The following is a 22,490-nucleotide window of genomic DNA, read 5'->3' as shown; positions in this document are numbered from 1 at the left end:
TTGGGAGCCAATGATTTCTATTAAAGTCCGGTACAGGGCGCATTGTGACCCACGACTTTGAATATGACAAGGTAACTCAAAATGACAGTGTGACTCAAGGCATAACTAATTATGGAAGGCTGAATTAGAGATCTGGTGAGTGATTTATAAAAAATTGAGAGATAAAGTTCATATCGCACAAACAGAGCATAGCCTTTACAGCAGCCGAGTTTGCTTTGCTGAGTATTCCAGCATCTTTGTTTGACTCGCTATTAGGGTACTTTGCCATGACAGATTCATGTAGGTTGTCTGTCGCTCCAGTGCTCGATTGGATTGATTAAGCAGCCTTAGCAAGGGCTGAGCTAGTTTGAGGGGTACTATAGGAGTACCGCACTCAATAGATACTTCTACGCGTTACATTCTTTGGCCTGACCAAACCACCTCACCGATGATCTCGAAGTCGTTACCTTTAATCTCTTCTTTTCCAAGTTCCCATGCTTCATAAGCACTATTGTCACTGACTACCTTGATTCCGTTTGGTAGAAATTGAAGTCTCTTTACCATTAATCGATTGTCATATCTGAATACGTAAATCCCATCAGTAGAAAAACCATCAACACGGTTCACCATTACAACGCTCTGATTCTTAAGAGTTGGGATCATGCTGTCACCACGAACGGGCATCAGGAAGATATTGTTTGGGTTAAAGCCGAGCTCTTGCCTAATGAACTTCTCACTAAAAACCATTGCGCTAGATTCTTCTTCTTTCTCAACAAGCGCACCTTGTCCTGCACTCACTTCGATATCGAAAAACTTCAACGCAATGTAGCCAGTCGGCAAACTGACGGCTTTTTGTGATAGCTGTCTAGCTTTGAGGAATATTTTTTCAGGGATATTCTGACGCTCTCTCCATGTGTAAATAGTCTTCGGAGATATCTCCAAAACCTTTGCTAGCTCTGCGTTCGTAGAGGTATTCGTAACCTCTTTTAGCTTCCTCAAACTTAACTCAAACTCGCTCATTATCGCCTCAATTCTTCAAAAATGTGTTGAAATCCAAAAGTAATGCCTCATAATTGACTCAAATCGACTTTGAGGAACTCTGAGGAATTGTGAATTAGTTGCAATTACCTCAAGTGTACTACATGGAGGAATTATGAACACAAGATTTGCTTTGCTTGCGCGATTTGAAAACCCAACTGTTGAACTTAAACAAATCAGCCAAGAGTTTTTTGGCATCACTCCCAAGACGGCAGAACAGAAAGCCAAAGGCTGTGATTTTCCCGTTCCTACTTTTAAGTTGCGCGATTCAGAGCGCAGCCCCTCGTTGGTCAAGATTGAAGACTTGGCGGCATACATCGATAAGCGTCATGCAGAGGCCAAGCAAGATTGGCTATCAGTAAACGGATAAGAGGATTGAATATGAATAACGTAACGACACCGGTTCATAGCATTAACGTAGATTTTTCTCATTCAAGTGAAGCTAAAGAGCTTTTCATGATTGTTAAAGGTCGTTTGTCTTGGTTAAGCCCATCCTCACCTGAATTTGAGTTTCTACACCCGATTTATGATCAGCTAGTCGAAGCTGCAACTTTATTGGAAAGTTTGGAGGAATAGGCATGCAGGTATCTGACCCTATCCACTTACCTTGTCCCGATATGCTTGGCATGGTTGACCCAAAACCGGAACTACGTGAGCGCTCTATTCATTTGATAGAGCAACTACGTGAGAAGCACGGTTTGGCGAAGCGTTCAAAGCGCAAAGCTAGACCGATGAATTACCAATGTTCAACAAGCCGTTGTTCAGGGTGGTAACTGAATGAATCACTTATATGAGCCGCAAGGCGATCGTGAAATAACGAATCTCTTGAGCCCACACGATGTGGGCTATGTAACTGCCTTGGCGCAAGATGTTGCGACAACTGAAAAAAATATAGCCGCTATCGAGAGCGGTTTTTTTAGTGCTCCAAATTCTGATTGGATGGAAAGTGAGCAAAACAAGCTGCATGCAATGGAGCAAGTTCACTTTCATAGAACGAAAGAATCAGCGGAAACTTGGCAGTTAGTTCAAGACGGGAAACTAACGTTAATCACCCCTGAGTATTTCAAGAAAACTAAGCGCGGAGCGCACGCCGTAGGCGTGGAAACACTAGGCTTGTCAAAGGGCGGCAAAGTCCGACACGACAAAAGACGCCACTTGGATCGCTTTACTACCCGCTCACGCCGCCTAAAACCGCGCTCAAAAAGCCAAAGTGTTCATGTTGAGTCACAGCACTACGGAATTGAACAAAACGCGCCACAAGTCGGATGGGTGCGAGATAAAGACCGAAATCGTCTTGATTACATCCCCAAAGGGCAAAGCCGAGCTTACTTGCTTAAGCGAGAGTGGGCTCAACAGGTGAAACTGCAAGTCACTTACCACCCAAGCCCAAGCGATGCGCCGCAATCACCAACGGGTGAGCGTTTCACTGAAAAGTTGAGTTCAAACGCAGTTAAGAAAATCTTTGAGGCAGGGGCGTATGTCGCTACTTGCCACGGCGGTTTTACTACGTTTCTGACCTTAACTTTTACCGAAGAACAGCGAAAGCATTTGTTCGGCGGTGAAGCGCTGACCGATGAGGGTTTAGCGTATTGCCCCATTCAAACCACCATAGGCAAAGAAGTATCTCGTTTTCTAGATGGCCTTAAAAAAATGTATCAGCGCGGTTTTGAATATCAACCATCAGAGGTGGGTGAGCTTTCACTTACTGACAAAGTGGTTGTGCAGGGTAATCAAGGGCGACCATTGAAAGCTATCTGGAGAACGAAAGACGAAAACAAGCAGATTCGAACGCATACCCAAGAGCTACACGGAGCAACTAAAAAGCCTTTCGACTTTCATTATGTTTGGGTTGCTGAATGCCCCGCGAATGAAAACGGTGAGCCGAATCCACACGTTCATATTTTATTGAATTACCACGTACCAAAAGAACATTTTCAAGGGTGGGCAAAACGTGTTGAACGGCTTTGGGGTCATGGCATGGCAAATCTTCAACGCATTCAGCACAAAGACGCGGCGGCGGGTTATCTGATCAAGGCGATCGGTTATGCCGCGAAAGGTAGCAACGCTGATCAAGGTTTAATTAAAGGTAATCGCTATAACATCGCCCGTTGTAGTCGCGCCCCTGAGTGGGAGGCTCTAGCGAGTTTCGATGTTTCTAACATGACGGGAATTATCAAAGAGTGCGGGTATCGATTAGAGCAATGGAAAGCACCGATTAAGCGGGATATTGCTCGAAAGCAACTCAAATTAAATGAGGCTAAAAAGGCCGCAGATATAAATAAAAAACAACGCAAGTTTGATGCCGTTGGCAAGCTCAATCGGTTAATGAAAAAGCTCGGTAGCGAAGTTAGAGAAGAGAAAGAACGCTTGAGCAGTCGTGGCGTATTTGCCAGTTCGGACAACCAATTCTCTATCAGTTTTGAGGGGGAGACTTGCGAGCAAAAGGCCAATCAATTTCTAGAGTGGGCGGCAGGGGCTCGCGGTTGGAGTATGACGACCGAGGATGCGTATTTAGATGATATACGCCTTGAAGCAAAAGACCGCTACCGCCAAGCCTTTCAACGTTGGCAAGTCAATCAGGCCAATTGGTTAAGCCTGCTAAATCAGGATTTGCCACCAATACCACCTTACGAAATTCAACAAGAGCTACTCGGTCAGGCCATGAACGAAGTAGAGCAATATTATCAACAACAGGTAATCCAATGACGGAAAAAACACTGCAAAGCGAAACAACCCGTTTGCTTAATGAAATGGATTCGGAATCGCAAGCATATAAGCCCCCTATGGGATTTGGTTTTATCAAACCTTGGTTAGTGAAAACTATCTGGCTTTTTAAAGCCTTTAATCAACGTCTAGACGCATTAGAAAAGGAAAACGGCTAATGGAAAATGAAACTCAAATATTAGGTTATGTGCAATGCCGAACTTGCTCACAACCAAAAGCGATTAAGCAAGGCAAAGGAAAACGAGCGGCGTTTGTTCATGGCCGTTGTGAATGTGGACCTGATACGCGAACAGGTAAAGCGGCTCAAGCCGAAATGAAAGCGTTTAAATCCTTGGAAGAAGTTCAAGCAGATATCGAAGCAATCAATAACCCAGTTGTGGAAGCACAACCAATGGCAATCCAACAGGAAAAAGAAACGGAATCTAAACCAAAAAATGAGACTGAACCAAAGCCAATCACAACAGTTAAATGCGTTGGTATTGGTGCGGTGCTTGGCTTGTTCTTCGGCGGTGTAATCAAAACAATCAAAGTGGTGGCGTAAATGGAACAAACAGAACAACTAGACCAAATCGAAATTGAAGAACTAGAGCAGCATGACGAAAGTGAAGAGCTTGCTTTGTTGGCCGAACTTGGCGAAGAAGATTTCGACCCCTCCCTATCCGAACAAAAGACCGATGCTAAACAAGCCGCACTCTTGGCAGGCGAAGCAACGGCCAGTGCCGTTCTTGGCGTGACAGAGCAAATGCTGAAACAGTTCGGTCACCAAGAGTTTGCTTTTGATGCTGAACAAGCTCAAAGCGTTGCAAGTGCAGCCGCGCCGTTGTTCGTTAAATATGGCGGTGAGCTTCCACCGTGGTTGGCTCATTACAAGGAAGAACTATCATTTGTGATCGCAGCTGGCGCACTCGGTTTTACTTCGTTTAACCAAATCCGAACCCTTAAGGCGATTGATGAAGCGAAAGAGGTAAACCCTCAAGAGACGGAATCAGAGGGAAAGGAAGAAGTACAATGAGAGAGAACAAGCGGCACCCAATGACATCATTATTGCTAAAAAAAGCTCGTAAGGAATCGAACCTTAAGCAATCTGAGTTTATTGAAAAGCACTCTCTTGATGTTACTCAAGCTACCTTTTCTCGATGGGAAAGCGGACACATTGCAGTCCCTGTTGATGTGCTGCTGTCTTTAGGGATTTTAAAGCCTGCTTTGGAGCTGAACTAAATGCAACCAATTAACCCAAATAATGCCCTTAAGAATGGTCACGTGTTTGCGGTTGGTATGAGCGGCAGCGGTAAAACCTCTGCCGCTAAAAAACTGTTTATCAAATCGACCGACCAAGTAGCCATGTTTGATCCAATGGGCGACTACAGCGGAAAGCTAGCAGGGCGAGTGGTGCGCGGTTATTCCAGTATTAAAGAGTTTGCCGCTGCACTGATTGCAGGACGTAAAACAAAGCAGGGCTTTAAGATTGCGTATCAACCGACTCATGAAACCACATCAAAGGACTTCGATAAGTTTTGTCAGGTCGTTTGGGCTATGGGGAACGGAAAGCATACCAAGCCATTAAAAATCATTTGTGAAGAGGTAGCCGAGCATAGTGAAAATGCGGGTAAAGCGGTTGGCTATCATGGAAAGATATTGCGCTTAGGTAGGAAGTTTAACCTACACACTATCAACCTGTTTCAACGTGGTCAGGAAGTCTCGAAGACCATTATTGATAACTGTCAGCATGCTTGTGTGATGATGCAAAAGACCAAAGCCAGTGCGACCTATTTGGAAAAAATGACCGGAATCCCTGCTGATGCGATCGAGCAACTCGACCCGCTTGAGTATCTACTTCAAGACGGGAAAGCATTCAAAAAGGGCGTTATCCGGTGGTAGTTTGTGATTCAAGTCTCATTTAAACCAAACCTAAACCAAATAAGTATTAGGAATCCAAACCAAATCATTTGTTTAAGTAAAGGCCGTCCAATGTTGGGCGGTCTTTTTTATAGGAAAACAAATGGCAGGTTTTACACCAAAAAAATTAGCAGTCATTGCTGTGCTAGCAGGCATTGTGGCAGCGGGTGTTGTTTGGGCTTCAAACAACGTTGATGCTGTTGAAGACCAAATCGGTTAAGGGAGTTAGTTACTATGTCTACTCCAACTAAACTGAACTCTTTTACGGGTACGGGCTACGGTGAGAAAGCTACGTTAACCATTCCCATTGGTCCTACGTACGATGAGATTTTTCTCGAAACCAATCTTAGTGCGGCTCAACTTCGACGCGTAACCATCAGCTTGAATGCGGATGAAATTATCGTTCTTGATGGTGAGCTGATTAAAAAGATTGAAGCGTACAAAGGCCTAGCTCAAACGGATGGTTTTTTCACAATTCCATTAGCTGATATTTCTGCAAAAACTAAGAACGGGGTTCGTTACACGGGTCTTGTGACTGAAGCGGGTGACAATATCACTCTGGAAGTTGAGATTGCAGATTCTACTCAAGACAACGCGCCTGCTATCAAGCTTCAAGCGTGGGCAACAGTGTCAGCGCGTCAGCCTGCTCGTGTTGTTATCCCACAAATCAAAAAGCAGACGATGCAAGCAAGCTCAACAGAAAATGAGTTTCTTGATCTCGTTTCTGGCCCTCTTCATTTAGTGCGCCGCATGCACTTCATGAGTGATCAAATCCACTCTCTACAAATCTATCGTGATTTCGTGAAAGTGCATGATTCAAGCCGCGCGCTTGAAGATATGCGCGCCAAACGAAACCGCCGTTTTTGGCAGGCGGGTTGTTACCACTTTGACCCAATCATGCGCGGCTTTTATATCGATGAGCTGTTTCCTACGGCGCACGGTTCAGAGCTTAAATTCACTGTGAAAACTCATAAGCCTGTTGGCTCAATTCCAATCATTGTTGAGTCGGTGCTCGTTGTTCGCCCTGACTTAGTGTAGGGGGTGACTATTGGCTTTTTGGGATGACTTAACGGACTTCGGTTCTGGTCTGCTTGATGACGTTGGCGAGGGGATGGGCAACTTGATTGATGTCGCGACTAAAGACGACTCATCAAAAAATGCAGGCACAACGCAACAGCCACAACAAACAGTGAAAGATAACCACGGCAACGCGGTTACGGGTTCCTCTCTACAGAGTAACGACAAAACCCTTTTGTATGTGGGCGGTGGTATTGGTGCTGCGGTGCTTTTACTTGGTCTTATCGTGGTTTTGAAAAACTAACAGGAGGAAGAGTTATGCCATTAATTGTGGTTCTTCCTCTGTTAGCGGGTGGTCTTGGTTTTGGTGCGGGTTTCTGGTCTGGAAGTAGCGCAACCAAGCTATTAAAAATCGGTGCCGTTGGTGGCGGTTGCTATGTGACTTATCGAGTCATTAAGGGGAACAAATGATACCAGGTATCGGTGGTGGCTTGAGTGCAGGCGGTTCTATGCCAATCAGTGCCGGAGGCGGCGCAGCTGGACCAAGTGAAGCGACGGGCAACAACTCAATTGGCGGGATTCGAAATGGAGCGATCAACTTTGGTGGTAGTGCGGGGCAAAAGCTCGCGCAAAACATACCGTTTGTGTTGTTAGCTGTTGGCATTGCGTGGGTGGCGTTTAAGAAATGAATTTTATGTTGATTAGACCCACTCGCGCAGATATTGCCGCTCAGTTTTCGCTAATTAAATCCGCGTTCAATGGGGTGTCACAAGCTAAGGCTGAATTTGATTTTTGCTGTGATGCGGTGAAAACCAAACGAGCCAGTTTTTATCACTTGAAAGGTGAGGGCGTTTCGGTTCGCTTTGTAGGCTTCGTCACCAGTGACAATGATTATTTGATTCTAGCAATGACAGGTAAGGGGCTAGTGAAAGCTGCGCCTTGCATCATTGAAGCCGTGAAATCTCAAGGGTATCGCTCAATCAAATATCACACGGTTCGCCGTGGCATGGTGCGAATACTTGAGCGTTTCGGTTTTTCGGTTTCGGGTAAGTCAGGCCGTGAGTCTGTTTTATCCCTTGTTTTGGAGAATGACTAATGGGCGGAGGTGGTAGCAGTTCAAGTAAGAACGTAACCAACACCACGAACACGAGCGGCACCAGTGCCATTAGTGGAGATAACCTTGGTGTCGTTCTCTCTGGCATAAATGGCAACGTTGGCAATATCTCTATGACTGATCACGGCTCAGTAAAAGCCGCGTCAGAAATAGCGAAACGGGCGATGGATAGCAATAGTGCCGCAATGGATAAAGCCGCGCGTTTAGGTTCGGATGCACTCCGAGCTAATGAACATGCGGTCGATGAGTCGTTTGATTTTGGTCGCGATGCGATCAAGTCAAACGAGAACGTCAGCAAAGAGGCACTTAAGCTAAACGGCCAGATTGCCTCTGATTCGATTAAGGCAAATAAAGACTCGTTGAAATCGGCACTGGATAACGGTCAGGAATCAATATCTAAGGCATTCGTATTTGGTGAGAAAGCGTTAGAAAACAGCCGCCGAACGAGTGAAAAGGCGTTAGACAATATGCGTTCGAACAGCGCGGATACAACGTCAGCCATTAAGTCTATGGCAGCACAGTCGGGAGAAAACGCCCGAGCTGCTTTAGTCATGGCAGAAAACACCGCATCACGCAGCCAAACGGGTAGCTCTGGTGATATCAGCAAGGTGGCAATTGCTGTTGCTATTTCTTTTGCTATCGCAGGCGTTGCTCTTGCGTTCAAGGGGGACTAGATGAAAGCGATAACTTTAGAACCTAGTGCAGTTAAGCGTTTTGGTGTCGGTTCGGCTCTTTTACTGATAGTCCGTGAAGCTCAGGAATATTTGTACGTCCGAAGCGATAACGGCGAAAAAATCCGTGTAGATGCAGGCGATACGTTAGACGTTTCAAGCTTTAAAGAGCTTGAGATATCTAACCCACATGCCGCACCTATTCGTGTTGTATATCAGCTGACTAAGCAGAACCTAAAAACAACGCCGCCTGCTAACGTGAAATTTGCTGAATCTATGGCTATCAGTGAAGTGCGCTCGGTTGTCACGACCCGACAAGAGATTGCACAACGCTTTATTAGTCGCGACCACATTCTTATTCAACCAAACAACAAAGTTCGTTTAGTTAATGCTTCGGTTACACGACTAGAAGCGATTATTCAGAACATCAGTGATGCAGAAGCCGAGGCGATGCTCGGTGACTCGCATGTTTCTGCTGTAGTGGGATTACCCGTTTTAGGTGATCGCACGGCACCTGCAGGAATCACACTGACGGGAGGCGGTGAACTGTGGGCGTATAACAACAGCAATACACCATTAAAACTGGCACTGATGGAGGTTCACCGATGAGCCACTTCATGCCACGTCGAGCGGTCGTGACATACGACCCGCTCACCGAACACTTAAAGAACCTAAAACCTGATCAGGTAGACGCGTTGGAAATGATGCGCGGCGTATACAGCAATCAGGTATCACTAAGCTCGGCGGTAGTCTCATTACAACGCCACGCTTTCAATTCAGGTAATGACGTTCACGAACTGGCCGACAGTGTTGCAGCGAATACGTTGCCACGCCTGCAGAACGTAGCGGAAGAAATGGAGAAAGAACTCAATGAGTGATTTTACGGCAATCGGGCAACTGGTGACCGAAGCCCGAAACCTACTAGATAGCATCAAGGGCGGTGCTATTCGAAAAATGGAAACGGCGTTTGATGCGCTTAAGTCATCTATTGCGAGTGAATGGAATGGCATCAAAAACAAGATGAACAATGAAGCTCTCGCGGCTATTGGTCGTGTAGATACACAAACCGTAATCAACGCGATGGGCTTTACTGCTTTGAACTACAACGGTGACTTTATTGATACCAATGAGCTATCAGCTAATTCACATGGTCATAAAAATGTCTATCCGTTAGGAATGGGAGTTCGTGGTGGTCGCAACGATTGCTTCAAAGCCGAAGTCATTCCGGTTAAGTCAGGTGATGACCCTGTCATGCGCGATAGCGAAGCGAAAGCGTTGTTGGACTTTATGGGAATTGGTCGCAGTACGAAGTACTTTTCAGGAAGCTTCAATATTTTGAAGATGACTGTTTTGGATGTCTCTTTTCAAGATTTAACGGGATATGATTTTTATATTCCTAATCAACATATTAAGAACAGTCCAACAGCAACGTTTCTTGCGTACACCAAAATTCAAGGTACAGCATCGGTTTCTTGGTTAGGGACTGATACGGCAGGGGATTGGAAACAAATTTCGAGCCATCGAACAAGTAGCAGTCCAGGTTCTTATACGCATGTTGATCTGAACTTCTCCAATGCAAGTGTTGGAGATGTTATCTACCTCGCTTTGCCTACTGTTTGCGTAGGTCACTTTCCTAAATCTAAAAAACATGGGCAGTTGTACAACCCAAAAACTGAGCTTATCCGAAAGGTTAACGCTCTACATAAAGTTTAAGGAGTTCTTATTATGACAATGTTAGTTGTAACTACCCGTGGCCTTGTTGCTGAAGAATGGGTTGAACATATTGAGAAGCGTGACCGCCTTATGGTTGATGCTGACCATCTCGTGAATACAGCTATGGATATGGAGTTAGATGTCACTCCATTTCGCCAGTATCGCCAAGCTTTACGCGATATCCCTCAAACGTTCACTAATCCGGAAGATGTGGTATGGCCTCAAAAACCATCATTGCCGCAAGCGTCTGCATAATTGGGGGGCTAGCCTACATGACATATAGAAAAACTCTGCCGCGTGGTGTGCGTAACAACAACCCATTAAACATTCGTGAGTCAAAAGGTGATCGCACTCAGTGGGATGGTGAGCATCTACTCGACCTCGATAAAAGCTTCGAAGAGTTCAAACACCCTGTTTATGGCTTTCGAGCGGGGGCGCGTGTTCTTCGTAGCTACTCACGACAAGGCTTTCAAACCTTGAGCGAAATGATAAACCGCTTCGCTCCGTCAGTGGAAAACGACACCGAGCTATACATCAAACACGTTAGTGAATGGACGGGCATCGGGCGTAATCAGGTTGTCGATGTGAACAACAACGAACAACTGGCAAAGCTATTACATGCAATGAGTCGTAAAGAAGTCGGGAGCTATTACGGTTTAAGCATGGCGCGTGAAGGAGTCGCCATGGCATGACAAAAGAAGACTACAAGAAAATAGCTATTACCGTAGTAGGTGGCGTTCTCGCCGCCTACACCATCAAGTATTTACGACAGAGCAAATTACTATGAAAAGCTTACTAGAAAAAATCGGAATCGACCTTGACCAACCATCCACTAAAAAGGGGTTAGCGTTACTTGGCGCGGGAGCGGCTTTGGTATCTGGTCACCCTGAACTTATCACCGCGAGTGTCTCGGCAGACGGTATTCAATTCGGTGGCATTATTGGCGCAAGTGCTCCAATAGTATTTGGCCTATGGGAAACCCTACGCAATGAGTTCAAGTAATGGCAGAGTATCAAACAATAATAGTCGCCGTTGTTAGTGCTTTATCTAGTGGGATGGGTGTAGGTATCACACTCAAAACGGATGTTAAGTGGTTACGCTTAATGATGGAAAAGATGGATGAGCGTATTACAAGGCTTGAAAGTGGTAATGGGTAAAATAGACAGCCTTTCGACTGTCTATTTTAGTTATTCTTTAATCAAGTCTGCGACTGTATTGATACAGTAAATTAGCCCTTTGACAAAGAAATCAGGTCGTAATCTGAAAATAGTAAAACCTGTGTCGAACACCTTACGCAGTATAGCTTTGACGCTTTTTGGCAACATAATCACACCTATCTGGTTGTGTTAATTTGGTTGCCAAGCCTGTACCCACGGTCTATAGTCTCGGTGTCAGATATTGAGATTTAGATATCTAGTGGCCACTTTTTGAGTGATTGGCGTTACTCTAGACTTGGCTTCGAATTCGAACCCTGCCTTTTGGTGGGGTTCTTCGTTTTTGGTTAAATAATCAACGCTCTCTGTATAACTCCTTTCTTATGTTGTGAATAAAATAAACACAACATCATGTGTTTGCTTCCCAGAAGGTTTACAAGATAGTGCTACAATTGAACTTTTTCAAGGTAAAGAAATTGGGTTGCTTGTGGATAAGTGGTGAATTAAAAAAAAACTGTAAGTGACCACTAACTGATGGTAATAGATACCACTTGATTGTATAAAAAACGCCTTTTAATGATGCTTTACTTTCGCGCTCCCATAAAAAAAAATCTCTTGATCTTTGAGTAAAACATATAACCTTGTTTTTTATTTGGTATTGCATTTAAGTAACTAAATTTTTTGGTTTTTTTCTTTTGTGTTTCTGACTGAAGGTGTTGTCACTGTGTCGGATAAAAAAACTATCAGAAAGCCGTCAAACCCAAGTCGGTTGGGGTTCAGAAGAACCTTAGATACTAATTATGGTTATTCTTATTATCTAGGTTTGGGGATGATGTGTAGGAGCTGCATAAATCTAATTGGAATTGGCAATAATGGTATGAATAACAATATGATTAATATCAAACTTGTTTTTATGAACTTTTGTTGCACTGGAATTTTAAACAGTACCATGCTTTAATAGGCATGTTATTTTAAATAAGAAGAATAAATAATGAGTGATGCTCCTATCGATAGTGTCTTATTCGCTAAGTCTCTGATCGTAAGTGCCAGACAACGAGGTTTTTATATCTCGAATTTGAAATTGCAAAAATTAGCATATTACTGCCAAGGCTACACATTGGCTTTAACGGATAATCAATTATTCGATGGAAATATAGAGGCTTGGGATCATGGCCCTGTAGTTCCTGCTATGTACCATGAATTCAAAGCGTTTGGCAGTAATTCAATTACGACTGAAATTTCAGACGACTTGTTGACTGCTATACCTCAAAAATTTTTGGATATAGTTAATTTTGTATTGGATAAGTTTGTAAAACTTGGAGCGTGGGATTTAGTTCATAGAACTCACCTTGAAGCTCCTTGGTTGGCTCACTGCGATGATGAAACGAAAGCCGTAGACGGCTTGGTTATTTCTCACGACGAGTTAAAAGCATTCTTTTGTCAGGAGGTTGATCGCATGCAAGATTCTTCGTTCGCTCGAATTTTAGATTCTCTAGATAGTAAAGTCTTTGAATTACCTGAAGATGTGACCGATAAAGATCAGTTTTTTAGTTGGCTTCAGGGTGATAAATGAAACACACGATCAAGTTTACGGAAGCATCAAAAAAAGAACTAGCTAGTTTAGGGAAAGATGTTTCAGATAAGGTTTGGGAGCATTTCATCAAACCTATTGTTAAGAACGGTTTAACGCCACCCGATGAGTTACGTGGAAAATATAAACCTAGTTGGGCTTGTGATTTTGTTTACTCACCGATGAAACAAGCATTTATTGCGAATGCTGAAGCTAATAATTTACACCATTACCACTTCGGCTTTCAGTACTACAAAACTGGTAATGACAAAGATTACCCAGGTGAAGTGTCAGATGGGATTATTCATTCACGAATAGAGGTTGGAGAAGACGTGACGACTCATGTTATTCTCCAGTCCTGCTTAGAGCATCCATCTCCCTTTAAGTACCCTTTTGAAAGGACAAATGATAAAGCTCTTGATGAGCAGGATGCAGCCTAGCAAGGCGGGTACAATGGCTTATCACTGAATAAGGGCCGATTTTTACGGCCCTTTATTGTGAAGCTTATGCGGAAATAGTTGTGTATAAACCTGCCACAAAATATTCAAGTTTCGGTGACCTGTCACTTGAGCAACTTCCTCTATTGAGTATCCTTTTTCAAACAACCTACTTGCTCCCTCTCTCCGTAAATCGTGATACCTCAAGTCTTCAATTCCTAATTCGTTCCTCACTCGCTGAAAGCCTGCGCTAACACTACGTGAGTTGTACGGGAAAATGAGCTCGCCTTTGTTTGGTTGTTTTAGTGCGATCTCATATGATTCACCAAGCAACGGCACTATCATGTGATTACCTTCTTTCTTCCTTGGGTCTTTTCTATCTCTAACGAGTATCGTCTTATGTTCTTGGTTGAGATCCTCCCAACGCAGCTTGCAGACTTCACCAATTCGCATACAAGTAAGAATGCTGAACTCAAGAATGTCGGTGAATGGGATTCGAGTTATGCCGTTTGGCCGGAAAGATTCACGTTGTTCTAATCCAAGTTTTAAGAGTTTCAGTTCTTCAGAAGTAGGGCGACGTGTTCGTTTCTGACTCTTACCGACTAATCCCATATCAATCAGAACGGGTACGGCTTCATCAAATATTTGGTGATTGGTGTCGATGTTGAAGACAGGCTTAGACTTTTTCATTACAGAACGTAGGTAAGCAATATCATGATAAATCGTTGCGGGTTTGGCTCCTGCGCCTCTTCTGTTTTTACAGTGCTCGATTAAGTCGCTAGTTCGTAGCTGATTACTTTCAACTTGGGCGATGTCGCAATCCCTAAGCATCTTAATAACGTAGCGTTTTGTTCGACCTGTATTGTCCCAAAGGTCACGCTCTGCCATGAACAAATCGAGGAGTACCGAAAGGGGGACTGTTTTTGGCTGATTGAGTACCCCTTGAGCTTCTAGTTCAGCTACCCTTTTTTTACCGAAAGCTTTAGCGAGTGCTTTCTTTTTTAGAGTTTTGCTTTCCCTGTGTATAATGCGCGAATTCTTTTTAACGATGATTGTTACCTTGAACCTTGGTTCACCGCTTTTTAGCTTTCTGGTCTCGATGGTATAACTTGCCATTGTCCAACTCCTAAAGGGGTACTTGAGGGGTACTACAGGAAGTAATTCCGTTTAATTCTAGGTAATTCACTGTATGTTTGTACAGTATTAATTGAGACTGAATCATGACAAACACTAATAAAACCAGTAAATACGCTAGTAACCGACTTTCTGTTGCACCCATGCTCGATTGGACTGACCGCCACTGTCGTTACTTTCATCGTTTGCTTTCTCAGCAGACTCTTCTATATACGGAAATGGTAACGACAGGCGCAATACTGCATGGTAAAGGTGACTTCCTAGAGTACAGCGAGCAAGAGCACCCACTGGCTCTTCAACTTGGTGGTTCAAACCCAGTTGATTTGGCGGAATGTGCGAAGTTAGCTGCTGAACGTGGTTATGATGAAGTGAACCTTAACGTAGGTTGCCCATCTGATCGTGTTCAAAATGGTCGCTTTGGTGCCTGTCTAATGGCTGAGCCTGAGCTGGTGGCGGATTGTGTGTCAGCGATGAAAGAAGTGACCGATATTCCTATCACAGTAAAAACGCGTATTGGCATCGATGAGCAGGATTCATACGAGTTCCTAACTAAGTTTATCTCAACGGTTTCAGAGAAAGGCGGCTGTGAGCAATTTACTATCCATGCGCGTAAAGCTTGGCTGAGTGGCTTGAGCCCGAAAGAGAACCGTGAGATCCCACCGTTAGACTACACACGTGCTTACCAAGTGAAGAAAGATTTTTCTGACTTAGTAATTGCCGTGAATGGCGGCATTACCACCTTAGAGCAGACTAAAGAACACCTACAGCACTTAGATGGCGTGATGATCGGTCGGGAGGCTTACCATAGCCCGTTTATCTTGGCTGAAGTCGATCAGCAGATCTTTGGTTTAGACACGCCACTCAAGAAGCGCTCACAGGTTGTTGAAGAGATGTACCCGTACATCGAACGTGAACTTTCAAATGGCGCGAGCTTAGGCCACATCTCTCGTCATATGCTTGGTTTGTTCCAAAGTATGCCAGGTGCAAGGCAATGGCGTCGCTACATCAGTGAAAACGCGCATAAGAAAGGTGCAGGTATCGAAGTGATGCAAACAGCATTGGCTAAGATCCCTAAAGAGCTGAACGTATAGCCTCTCTCAAGGTGAAGAGTCTAAGTTAAGGTTAAATTCGCCATTAGAGGCTAAATTTACCACCATTAAGTTTCCCCAAAGCCACGCATGAAGATGTGTGGCTTTTTATTTGTCTGATAAATAAGGACTTTGTTGAGTTGGTATACTTGGTATGGAAGCTGCAATGTTAGAAAGTAGGAAAGATAGGTCATTAACTCATTAGGGAGACCATTATGTTTGAATTAATCTTTGTTCTTATTTTCGTCGCAACTCTACTTGTCACTGGTATCACGTTTATGACGGTATTGGCTGCAACCGGAGTCGCGTTATTAGTCATGTTAGTATTAGGTATGATGGGTGTCGTGTTTAAGTTACTGCCTTGGTTGATCGTGATTGCAATTGGTGTGTGGTTTTTCAAAAACTTTGTACACAGTTCTAACCAGAGACGTTACTAAGGTCATGGTGCGGTTAAATTTTTACTCGTCAGTGGTTTATCGTTTTAGAATTTAAGATGTGTGGTAGAATTTTCTCCAATAATCTATGAATGTGCATACAAATAGCACTACGATATGGAATTGGAGCTTTTTCAAATGAATAAAATGCCATTAATTGCTTTAGTGGGAATGCTATCTTTAAGCTCGGCAGTGTCTGCTGAAGAAGAGTTTTCTTACACGGCGAAAGTCGGTGCCGATATGTGGTGGGGAAGTACAAAGCTAAACGAAGTTAGACAAGATGACGATTCTAACTCACCTTCATTGTATTTCGCATTTGAGCATAATGCCCCAATGCTACCAAATGCTAGCTTCCGTTATACTTCTGTTGATACAGATGCCTTGGCTTTTGATAAGTACGACTACACATTCTACTACACGCTGCTAGAGCACAAGTTGATGAACTTCGATGCGGGTGTAACGTTTACTCAGTACTCGAACTCGAATTACATTGAGCCTCAAAATGGCACTCAAACAAGCTTCGATGAGTTTACTTGGAGCTTCTATGGCAACGCAGAGATCAACGTTCCTGACACTAATTTTGATATCATTGGTACGATGGAGTTTGGTGATAGTAGTGGCATCAAGAGCACTGACTTGATGGCGGGTGTTCAGTACCGATTCCCTGTAGCGGAGACTGAGATAGCACTGCGTGGTGGTTACCGTGTTATCGATCTAGACTCAAAAGAGTTTTTCTCTTCAGAGTTAGGCAAAGAGTTTGTTATGGTTGACGGCTGGTTCGCAGGAGCTGAAGTGCGCTTTTAGGTAATGTAAAGCAAGTTTAGAACGAATTATAAGAGCGCCACTTTATCAAGTGGCGTTTTTTTATATCTATTGGTTATATCTTTCTGGAATTAGTTAGCACATTCATAACTTTCGGCCATCCTTCATACAGAGATCTAATTAGCGTCTATTCTTATAAGGGACTATGTTGTGAGGTCAAAGCAAGGGATGGAGTATGACACTCAATGAATTACGAAATTTATATAGAGAAAATCTGTTAGTTGAAGCGATCATAGAGCCCTCAATCCAAGAAGGGGCTTGGGTTGTGGAGTTTCGCCATATGGGAGGTGGCTTTGTTCCGCTTACTGATGTTCATGGTGAAGAGTGTCATTACGCGGATTTAGATCTAGCATCTAAGTCGGCAATGGCCGTTGGCTTTAAGCAAGTACGCATTGAAAACCAATAAGTCATTTTGCGTTTCAATCGGCTTTTACTTCCAAAAAGTTATAAAACATACTTTTCTATTCTTTCTTGTTATTAAAGGGAGTGGGTAATCTATCGTCACGCAATGATTAGGGATGTCGTGACCATGTCTTTAAATAAGAAAGAGTCTTCACAAAATAATAATGCACAGTCTGGGGCTAACGAGTTACCTGGGCTAGCAGCCCCACTTAATGACCAACAATTGGGTCATCTTCAGCAAACTGTTTCTGAACTGTCCTCACAGCAACTGGCATGGGTCAGTGGTTATCTATGGGGTGTGAGCCAAGCTCAACCTGTGGGCGCTGCTGCACCGATTACTCAAGCTGCTGCGGCAGTTGCTGCAAAACCTGCTGGCAAGCTCAGCATTATCTTCGCTTCTCAGACAGGTAATGCTAAAGGTGTTGCTGAGTCGCTGGAGGCAGAAGCTAAAGCCTTAGGAATCACGGTCGAGCTTTTTGATGCGAGTGATTATAAGGGTAAGAATCTAGCTAAAGAGACACACGTCATTTTCGTCGCTTCAACCAATGGTGAGGGTGAAGCCCCTGATAACGCTATTGAGTTACATGAATTTCTTCAATCGAAGAAAGCGCCAAAATTACCGAATCTACAATACGGTGTAATTGGTTTAGGTGACTCTAGCTATGAATTTTTCTGCCAAACAGCTAAAGATTTCGATAACTTCCTCGCTAAGCTTGGTGCTAAATCGTTTGTCGATCGTCTTGATTGTGATGTTGATTATGAAGAGTCAGCAACCGAATGGCGTGCTAAAGCATTAGAGCAAGTAAAAGAGGCGCTATCGACAGGTACTGAAGCCGATGTGGTTCAATTACCAGTGGGTCAAGCGGCTGCCGGTCATTCGCAATACACCAAACAAAATCCATATACAGCGACACTATTGACGAGCCAAAAGATCACTGGTCGTGATTCGGGTAAAGATGTTCGTCATATCGAGATCGATCTTGATGAGTCGGGTATTACTTATCAACCGGGTGACGCACTGGGTGTGTGGTATGAAAACAGTTCAGAATTGGCGAATCAGATTCTTGCCAAGGTTGGGCTATCTGGTATTGAGAGCGTAGATGTTGATGGTGAAAACCTCTCTATTCATAGTGCTTTAGTGAGCAAGTTTGAAATCACGGCTTCAAACCCTCAACTTGTCGCTAAGTTTGCTGAGCTATCTAGCAGTAAGAAACTGTTAAAGCTGGTAGAAGATAAAGACAAGCTTCGTGAATACGCGGGCAACACACAAATTGTTGATGTATTAGCTGAGAAGAAAACTAAACTATCGGCTGATGAGCTTCTAGGTCTGTTGCGTAAGCTTACACCTCGCCTTTACTCAATCGCATCGAGCCAAGCTGAAGTGGATGAAGAAGTTCACCTAACAGTTGGCTTGGTTGAATACCAAAAAGGTGAAGAGTCTCGTTTAGGTGGAGCATCAAGTTTTCTAGCTCAGCGTTTAGAGGAAGGTGGTGAAGTGAAGGTGTTCGTCGAGAACAATAATAACTTCAAGCTACCACAAGACGACAATACTCCAATCATTATGGTCGGCCCGGGTACTGGTATCGCACCATTCCGCAGCTTTGTTCAAGAGCGTGAAAACAACGATGCTCAAGGTAAGAGCTGGCTGTTCTTTGGCGACCGTACCTTTACTCAAGACTTCCTATACCAAGTTGAGTGGCAGAAGTACCTCAAATCTGGTGCGCTAACCAAGCTAGATGTTGCCTTTAGTCGCGACCAAAAAGAGAAAGTGTATGTGCAAGACCGCTTAATAGAGCAGGCGGAGCAAGTATGGCAATGGCTACAAGAAGGTGCGTACTTCTATGTGTGTGGTGATGCGACTCGAATGGCGAAAGACGTACATGAAGCACTAGTTACGATTGCTGAAAAGCAGGGCAATCAAAGTCGCGAACAAGCTGAACAATATATTAATGATTTACGTAAAGCGAAACGTTACCAAAGGGATGTGTACTAATGAGCAAGCAAGTAATAGAGCAAGAAGTGCTAGGTCAAGTGCTTGGACCTTTGGCTGACAATGAGCGTCTGAAGCGTGAAAGTAATAATCTGCGCGGTACGATTGAACAAGATCTCCAAGATCGTATCACTGGTGGCTTTACTGCTGATAACTTTCAGTTGATTCGTTTCCACGGCATGTACCAACAAGATGATCGTGATATTCGTAATGAACGTGCCAAGCAAAAGCTCGAGCCTTTACATAACGTCATGCTTCGTGCGCGTATGCCTGGTGGCATCATTACTCCTAAGCAGTGGCTAGCAATAGATAAGTTTGCCGATGAAAGTACGTCTTATGGTTCAATCCGTTTAACGACTCGTCAAACGTTTCAGTTTCACGGTGTGTTAAAGCCAAATATCAAGCTGATGCACCAAACGCTAAATAGCATCGGTATTGACTCAATTGCTACTGCGGGTGACGTAAACCGAAACGTTTTGTGTACCACAAACCCAGTAGAATCTGAACTTCACCAAGAAGCCTATGAATGGGCGAAGAAGATCAGTGAACATCTACTCCCTAAAACTCGTGCTTACGCTGAGATTTGGCTTGATGGCGAGAAATTAGAAACAACCGATGATGAGCCAATTTTAGGTAATAATTATCTACCGCGTAAATTCAAGACAACAGTTGTGATTCCACCACAAAATGACGTCGACGTTCACGCTAATGATCTTAACTTTGTTGCTATTGCTGAAGATGGAAAGCTGGTGGGCTTTAACGTGTTAGTCGGTGGCGGCTTAGCAATGACACATGGTGATACTTCTACTTATGCTCGTAAAGCTGACGATTTTGGTTTTGTGTCACTTGAGAACACGTTAGATGTTGCAGCAGCGGTTGTTACCACGCAACGTGATTGGGGTAACCGTTCAAACCGTAAGAATGCAAAAACTAAGTATACACTAGACCGTGTAGGTATTGATGTATTCAAAGCGGAAGTTGAAAAGCGTGCGGGTGTTAAGTTCTCGGAAAGTCGTCCTTATGAATTCACGGAGCGTGGTGACCGTATCGGTTGGGTTGAAGGCATAGATGGTAAGCATCACTTAGCGCTGTTTATTGAAAATGGTCGTTTGCTTGATTTCCCAGGTAAAGCATTGAAAACCGGTGTTGCAGAAATTGCTAAGATCCATAAAGGCGATTTCCGTATGACTGCAAATCAAAACTTAATTGTTGCAGGCGTACCTAAGAGCCAAAAAGCAAAAATAGAAAAGCTTGCTCGTCAATATGGCTTGATGGATGATGCTGTTTCAGAGCAACGCAAAAACTCAATGGCGTGTGTGGCTTTCCCAACATGTCCTCTAGCAATGGCAGAAGCCGAACGTTTTCTACCTGAGTTTGTGACGGATGTTGAAGGCATTCTTAAGAAACACGGTTTACCTGAAGACGACAACATCATCCTTCGTATCACTGGCTGTCCGAATGGTTGTGGTCGTGCGATGTTGGCTGAACTTGGTTTAGTGGGTAAAGCACCAGGCCGTTACAATATGCACTTAGGTGGCAATAAAGCCGGTACTCGTATTCCTAAGATGTATAAAGAGAACATCACATCAGCTCAGATCTTAGAAGAGATTGATTCGCTGGTGGGACGCTGGGCTACAGAACGACTAGGTAATGAAGGGTTTGGTGATTTCACTATCCGAGCCGGCATCATCGAAGAGGTGATCATTTCAAAGAGGGATCTGCATGCATAATTCTGTCGCTTCAAAGCTGAAGTTAGCAGAACTACTTGCATTGACTAAGACGGAGCAAATACTTCGTCTTGGGCAAATCAATGTTGAGTTAGAGCAGCTAACCGCATTAGAAAGAGTAAAGTGGGCTCTAGACAATTTAGAAGGGACACATGTTGTGTCTTCTAGTTTCGGAATCCAAGCAGCATTGATGTTGCACCTAGTGACTCAAGCGAAACCAGACATTCCGGTTATCCTGACGGACACCGGTTATCTATTCCCTGAAACCTATCGATTTATAGATGAGTTAAGCCAGAGGCTGACTCTAAACCTTCAAGTCTTTCGCGCACAACAGAGCCCTAATTGGCAAGAAGCGCAATATGGCAAACTTTGGGATCAGGGTATAGAAGGCATAGAGAAGTACAACAAGCTTAATAAAGTGGAACCGATGAGAAGAGCACTGGATGAGCTCGAGGCTGGTACATGGTTTTCCGGTTTAAGAAGAGAACAATCTCAATCGCGCGCAAACCTGCCAATTTTATCTATTCAAAATGGTGTGTTTAAATTCTTGCCGGTAATCGATTGGACGAATAAAGATGTCCACTATTATCTAGAAAAGCATGAGCTCAGTTATCATCCGCTTCGAGAGCAGGGTTACCTTTCTGTTGGAGATACACACACGACTAAGAAGTGGGAGCCGGGTATGACGGAAGAAGAAACCCGCTTTAATGGTCTGAAACGCGAATGTGGTCTCCATGAAGATGATGGAGAGCAATATGGTTCTGGGATTTAGACTCATTGCTATTTAAAAGGCTGCTGCAAGGCAGCTTTTTTTAGTTTCTAGGGGATGAAATCATAACGGTTGTGGGTAAGTCTGTGGTTATTGTGTAGTTAATTTGTAGTTAAAGTTGCATAAATAAAGCTTTGAGTGTTTATTCGTCATGTAACCGTTATTTTTGCATTTTTCTTTAATAAACACTTGCCAATGTGATAAACATCTCTATAATGCCGCCTCACTGATACGGCAGACGCCATAAGGCTTCAGCGAAGAATATTAGTAAAGGTAACTAGTTTTGAGTGATAATTTACTCCTGCTTTTAGAAAGTAGAAATTAATTCCAAATAAGTGTTTGACACTGAGAATTAAGTCGCTAGAATAGCCGCCTCTTACGAAGTGACGCAAGTCACAATGAAGAGAAGCTCTTTAACAATTTAAACCTATCAATCTGTGTGGGCACTCGTTGATGAATATCAAAACGTTATTACTTAGGTAATGACAGTTACTTCGGTAACAAAATGATTTCAATGAACTGAGTGACCAATCGATAATTTATTATCGGCACAGTCAATTCATTATCATTCTGTTCTTATTTATTTAAGAAGAGAGGGGTAATAGCTTTAGAATTACATGTTCATTTTCGAATGAATATTAGTTTTGAAGTCAGTATTCGTTGAGTCGACAAAATCTTAAATTGAAGAGTTTGATCATGGCTCAGATTGAACGCTGGCGGCAGGCCTAACACATGCAAGTCGAGCGGAAACGAGTTATCTGAACCTTCGGGGGACGATAACGGCGTCGAGCGGCGGACGGGTGAGTAATGC

The 22,490-nt window shown here is 43.7% G+C and carries 33 protein-coding genes and 1 rRNA gene; 32 read left to right on the top strand and 2 right to left on the bottom strand.

Annotation, left to right across the window (positions count from 1 at the left end):
* Positions 1–393: 393 nt before the first annotated feature.
* A complete protein-coding gene (locus L1D11_RS10615) occupies positions 394–999 on the bottom strand; it encodes a S24 family peptidase (RefSeq protein WP_016783607.1) in 606 nt (201 codons plus the stop codon).
* Between the two features lie 133 nt (positions 1,000–1,132).
* On the opposite strand from L1D11_RS10615, the gene L1D11_RS10610 reads away from it, so the two are divergent.
* The 24 genes from L1D11_RS10610 to L1D11_RS10495 all read left to right on the top strand — a co-directional run bounded on the left by L1D11_RS10610 (position 1,133) and on the right by L1D11_RS10495 (position 13,316).
* Positions 1,133–1,387 carry a pyocin activator PrtN family protein gene (locus tag L1D11_RS10610; protein ID WP_016783608.1) on the top strand — a complete coding sequence of 85 codons (255 nt, stop codon included), beginning with the start codon at positions 1,133–1,135 and terminating at the stop codon, positions 1,385–1,387.
* An 11-nt stretch (positions 1,388–1,398) separates the two neighbouring features.
* Entirely contained in the window at positions 1,399–1,593 is a 195-nt protein-coding gene (locus L1D11_RS10605; protein WP_016783609.1) for a hypothetical protein, read from the top strand.
* 2 nt (positions 1,594–1,595) lie between these two features.
* The gene (locus L1D11_RS10600; protein WP_171351256.1) at positions 1,596–1,790 is read left to right on the top strand and encodes a hypothetical protein; all 195 of its coding nucleotides are present in this window, start codon (positions 1,596–1,598) and stop codon (positions 1,788–1,790) included.
* A 4-nt stretch (positions 1,791–1,794) separates the two neighbouring features.
* Positions 1,795–3,723 (top strand): hypothetical protein, encoded by a 1,929-nt coding sequence (locus tag L1D11_RS10595; RefSeq protein ID WP_239862427.1) that lies wholly within the window; start codon positions 1,795–1,797, stop codon positions 3,721–3,723.
* Complete coding sequence (locus L1D11_RS10590; protein WP_016783612.1) at positions 3,720–3,899, top strand: hypothetical protein; 180 nt, start codon at positions 3,720–3,722, stop codon at positions 3,897–3,899. Before L1D11_RS10595 ends, L1D11_RS10590 begins: the two co-directional genes overlap by 4 nt.
* Positions 3,899–4,282, top strand: coding sequence for a hypothetical protein (locus tag L1D11_RS10585; protein WP_019819881.1), 384 nt, complete (start codon positions 3,899–3,901; stop codon positions 4,280–4,282). Before L1D11_RS10590 ends, L1D11_RS10585 begins: the two co-directional genes overlap by 1 nt.
* Positions 4,283–4,753: a hypothetical protein gene (locus L1D11_RS10580; RefSeq protein ID WP_239862424.1), complete on the top strand. Its 471-nt coding sequence runs from the start codon at positions 4,283–4,285 to the stop codon at positions 4,751–4,753.
* The gene (locus L1D11_RS10575) at positions 4,750–4,959 is read left to right on the top strand and encodes a helix-turn-helix transcriptional regulator (protein WP_239862423.1); all 210 of its coding nucleotides are present in this window, start codon (positions 4,750–4,752) and stop codon (positions 4,957–4,959) included. Before L1D11_RS10580 ends, L1D11_RS10575 begins: the two co-directional genes overlap by 4 nt.
* Positions 4,960–5,619, top strand: a complete 660-nt coding sequence (locus L1D11_RS10570; RefSeq protein WP_102315762.1) for an ATPase — start codon at positions 4,960–4,962, stop codon at positions 5,617–5,619.
* Positions 5,620–5,871: 252 nt separating this feature from the next.
* On the top strand, positions 5,872–6,675 hold the full coding sequence (locus L1D11_RS10565; protein WP_239862420.1) for a major capsid protein P2: 804 nt from the start codon (positions 5,872–5,874) through the stop codon (positions 6,673–6,675).
* A 10-nt stretch (positions 6,676–6,685) separates the two neighbouring features.
* On the top strand, positions 6,686–6,958 hold the full coding sequence (locus L1D11_RS10560; protein ID WP_016783618.1) for a hypothetical protein: 273 nt from the start codon (positions 6,686–6,688) through the stop codon (positions 6,956–6,958).
* A 14-nt stretch (positions 6,959–6,972) separates the two neighbouring features.
* A complete protein-coding gene (locus tag L1D11_RS10555; protein WP_016787880.1) occupies positions 6,973–7,125 on the top strand; it encodes a hypothetical protein in 153 nt (50 codons plus the stop codon).
* On the top strand, positions 7,122–7,343 hold the full coding sequence (locus tag L1D11_RS10550) for a hypothetical protein (protein WP_239862418.1): 222 nt from the start codon (positions 7,122–7,124) through the stop codon (positions 7,341–7,343). The genes L1D11_RS10555 and L1D11_RS10550 overlap by 4 nt, the downstream gene beginning before the upstream one ends.
* A gap of 5 nt (positions 7,344–7,348) precedes the next feature.
* On the top strand, positions 7,349–7,750 hold the full coding sequence (locus L1D11_RS10545) for a hypothetical protein (RefSeq protein ID WP_239862416.1): 402 nt from the start codon (positions 7,349–7,351) through the stop codon (positions 7,748–7,750).
* The gene (locus L1D11_RS10540) at positions 7,750–8,442 is read left to right on the top strand and encodes a hypothetical protein (RefSeq protein WP_239862414.1); all 693 of its coding nucleotides are present in this window, start codon (positions 7,750–7,752) and stop codon (positions 8,440–8,442) included. The genes L1D11_RS10545 and L1D11_RS10540 overlap by 1 nt, the downstream gene beginning before the upstream one ends.
* Positions 8,443–9,048, top strand: a complete 606-nt coding sequence (locus L1D11_RS10535) for a hypothetical protein (RefSeq protein WP_016783623.1) — start codon at positions 8,443–8,445, stop codon at positions 9,046–9,048.
* On the top strand, positions 9,045–9,317 hold the full coding sequence (locus L1D11_RS10530; protein ID WP_239862412.1) for a hypothetical protein: 273 nt from the start codon (positions 9,045–9,047) through the stop codon (positions 9,315–9,317). The genes L1D11_RS10535 and L1D11_RS10530 overlap by 4 nt, the downstream gene beginning before the upstream one ends.
* Positions 9,310–10,152 carry a phage tail protein gene (locus tag L1D11_RS10525; RefSeq protein ID WP_239862410.1) on the top strand — a complete coding sequence of 281 codons (843 nt, stop codon included), beginning with the start codon at positions 9,310–9,312 and terminating at the stop codon, positions 10,150–10,152. Before L1D11_RS10530 ends, L1D11_RS10525 begins: the two co-directional genes overlap by 8 nt.
* Positions 10,153–10,164: 12 nt before the next feature.
* Positions 10,165–10,407: a phage tail assembly chaperone gene (locus L1D11_RS10520; protein ID WP_016783626.1), complete on the top strand. Its 243-nt coding sequence runs from the start codon at positions 10,165–10,167 to the stop codon at positions 10,405–10,407.
* Positions 10,408–10,424: 17 nt separating this feature from the next.
* A complete protein-coding gene (locus L1D11_RS10515; protein WP_016787872.1) occupies positions 10,425–10,844 on the top strand; it encodes a virion protein in 420 nt (139 codons plus the stop codon).
* A 91-nt stretch (positions 10,845–10,935) separates the two neighbouring features.
* Complete coding sequence (locus tag L1D11_RS10510) at positions 10,936–11,154, top strand: hypothetical protein (RefSeq protein WP_239862409.1); 219 nt, start codon at positions 10,936–10,938, stop codon at positions 11,152–11,154.
* Positions 11,154–11,309: a hypothetical protein gene (locus L1D11_RS10505; RefSeq protein WP_239862406.1), complete on the top strand. Its 156-nt coding sequence runs from the start codon at positions 11,154–11,156 to the stop codon at positions 11,307–11,309. The genes L1D11_RS10510 and L1D11_RS10505 overlap by 1 nt, the downstream gene beginning before the upstream one ends.
* Before the next feature lie 988 nt (positions 11,310–12,297).
* Positions 12,298–12,879: a type II toxin-antitoxin system antitoxin SocA domain-containing protein gene (locus L1D11_RS10500; protein ID WP_239862404.1), complete on the top strand. Its 582-nt coding sequence runs from the start codon at positions 12,298–12,300 to the stop codon at positions 12,877–12,879.
* On the top strand, positions 12,876–13,316 hold the full coding sequence (locus tag L1D11_RS10495; RefSeq protein WP_239862402.1) for a hypothetical protein: 441 nt from the start codon (positions 12,876–12,878) through the stop codon (positions 13,314–13,316). The genes L1D11_RS10500 and L1D11_RS10495 overlap by 4 nt, the downstream gene beginning before the upstream one ends.
* A gap of 42 nt (positions 13,317–13,358) precedes the next feature.
* Here the strand turns inward: L1D11_RS10495 and L1D11_RS10490 are convergent, their stop codons facing one another.
* Complete coding sequence (locus L1D11_RS10490; RefSeq protein WP_239862401.1) at positions 13,359–14,429, bottom strand: site-specific integrase; 1,071 nt, start codon at positions 14,427–14,429, stop codon at positions 13,359–13,361.
* 104 nt (positions 14,430–14,533) lie between these two features.
* Between L1D11_RS10490 and dusA the strand changes: the two genes are divergently transcribed.
* The 8 genes from dusA to L1D11_RS10450 all read left to right on the top strand — a co-directional run.
* Positions 14,534–15,538 carry a tRNA dihydrouridine(20/20a) synthase DusA gene (gene dusA / locus L1D11_RS10485; RefSeq protein ID WP_239831670.1) on the top strand — a complete coding sequence of 335 codons (1,005 nt, stop codon included), beginning with the start codon at positions 14,534–14,536 and terminating at the stop codon, positions 15,536–15,538.
* A 212-nt stretch (positions 15,539–15,750) separates the two neighbouring features.
* The gene (gene pspG, locus L1D11_RS10480; protein ID WP_017059950.1) at positions 15,751–15,972 is read left to right on the top strand and encodes an envelope stress response protein PspG; all 222 of its coding nucleotides are present in this window, start codon (positions 15,751–15,753) and stop codon (positions 15,970–15,972) included.
* Between the two features lie 135 nt (positions 15,973–16,107).
* Complete coding sequence (locus tag L1D11_RS10475) at positions 16,108–16,773, top strand: TIGR04219 family outer membrane beta-barrel protein (RefSeq protein ID WP_239831671.1); 666 nt, start codon at positions 16,108–16,110, stop codon at positions 16,771–16,773.
* A gap of 193 nt (positions 16,774–16,966) precedes the next feature.
* Positions 16,967–17,197 carry a hypothetical protein gene (locus L1D11_RS10470; protein ID WP_239831672.1) on the top strand — a complete coding sequence of 77 codons (231 nt, stop codon included), beginning with the start codon at positions 16,967–16,969 and terminating at the stop codon, positions 17,195–17,197.
* Positions 17,198–17,320: 123 nt separating this feature from the next.
* Complete coding sequence (locus L1D11_RS10465; RefSeq protein WP_239831673.1) at positions 17,321–19,186, top strand: assimilatory sulfite reductase (NADPH) flavoprotein subunit; 1,866 nt, start codon at positions 17,321–17,323, stop codon at positions 19,184–19,186.
* On the top strand, positions 19,186–20,913 hold the full coding sequence (gene cysI, locus L1D11_RS10460) for an assimilatory sulfite reductase (NADPH) hemoprotein subunit (RefSeq protein WP_239831674.1): 1,728 nt from the start codon (positions 19,186–19,188) through the stop codon (positions 20,911–20,913). Before L1D11_RS10465 ends, cysI begins: the two co-directional genes overlap by 1 nt.
* Positions 20,906–21,682, top strand: coding sequence for a phosphoadenylyl-sulfate reductase (locus L1D11_RS10455; RefSeq protein WP_239831675.1), 777 nt, complete (start codon positions 20,906–20,908; stop codon positions 21,680–21,682). Before cysI ends, L1D11_RS10455 begins: the two co-directional genes overlap by 8 nt.
* A 675-nt stretch (positions 21,683–22,357) precedes the next feature.
* Positions 22,358–22,490 (top strand): 16S ribosomal RNA (locus L1D11_RS10450); the annotation flags it as partial.

This window comes from Vibrio sp. Isolate32 (genome assembly GCF_022397955.1).
Taxonomy (GTDB): domain Bacteria; phylum Pseudomonadota; class Gammaproteobacteria; order Enterobacterales; family Vibrionaceae; genus Vibrio.
This window is presented reverse-complemented; position numbering and strand designations above follow the sequence as displayed.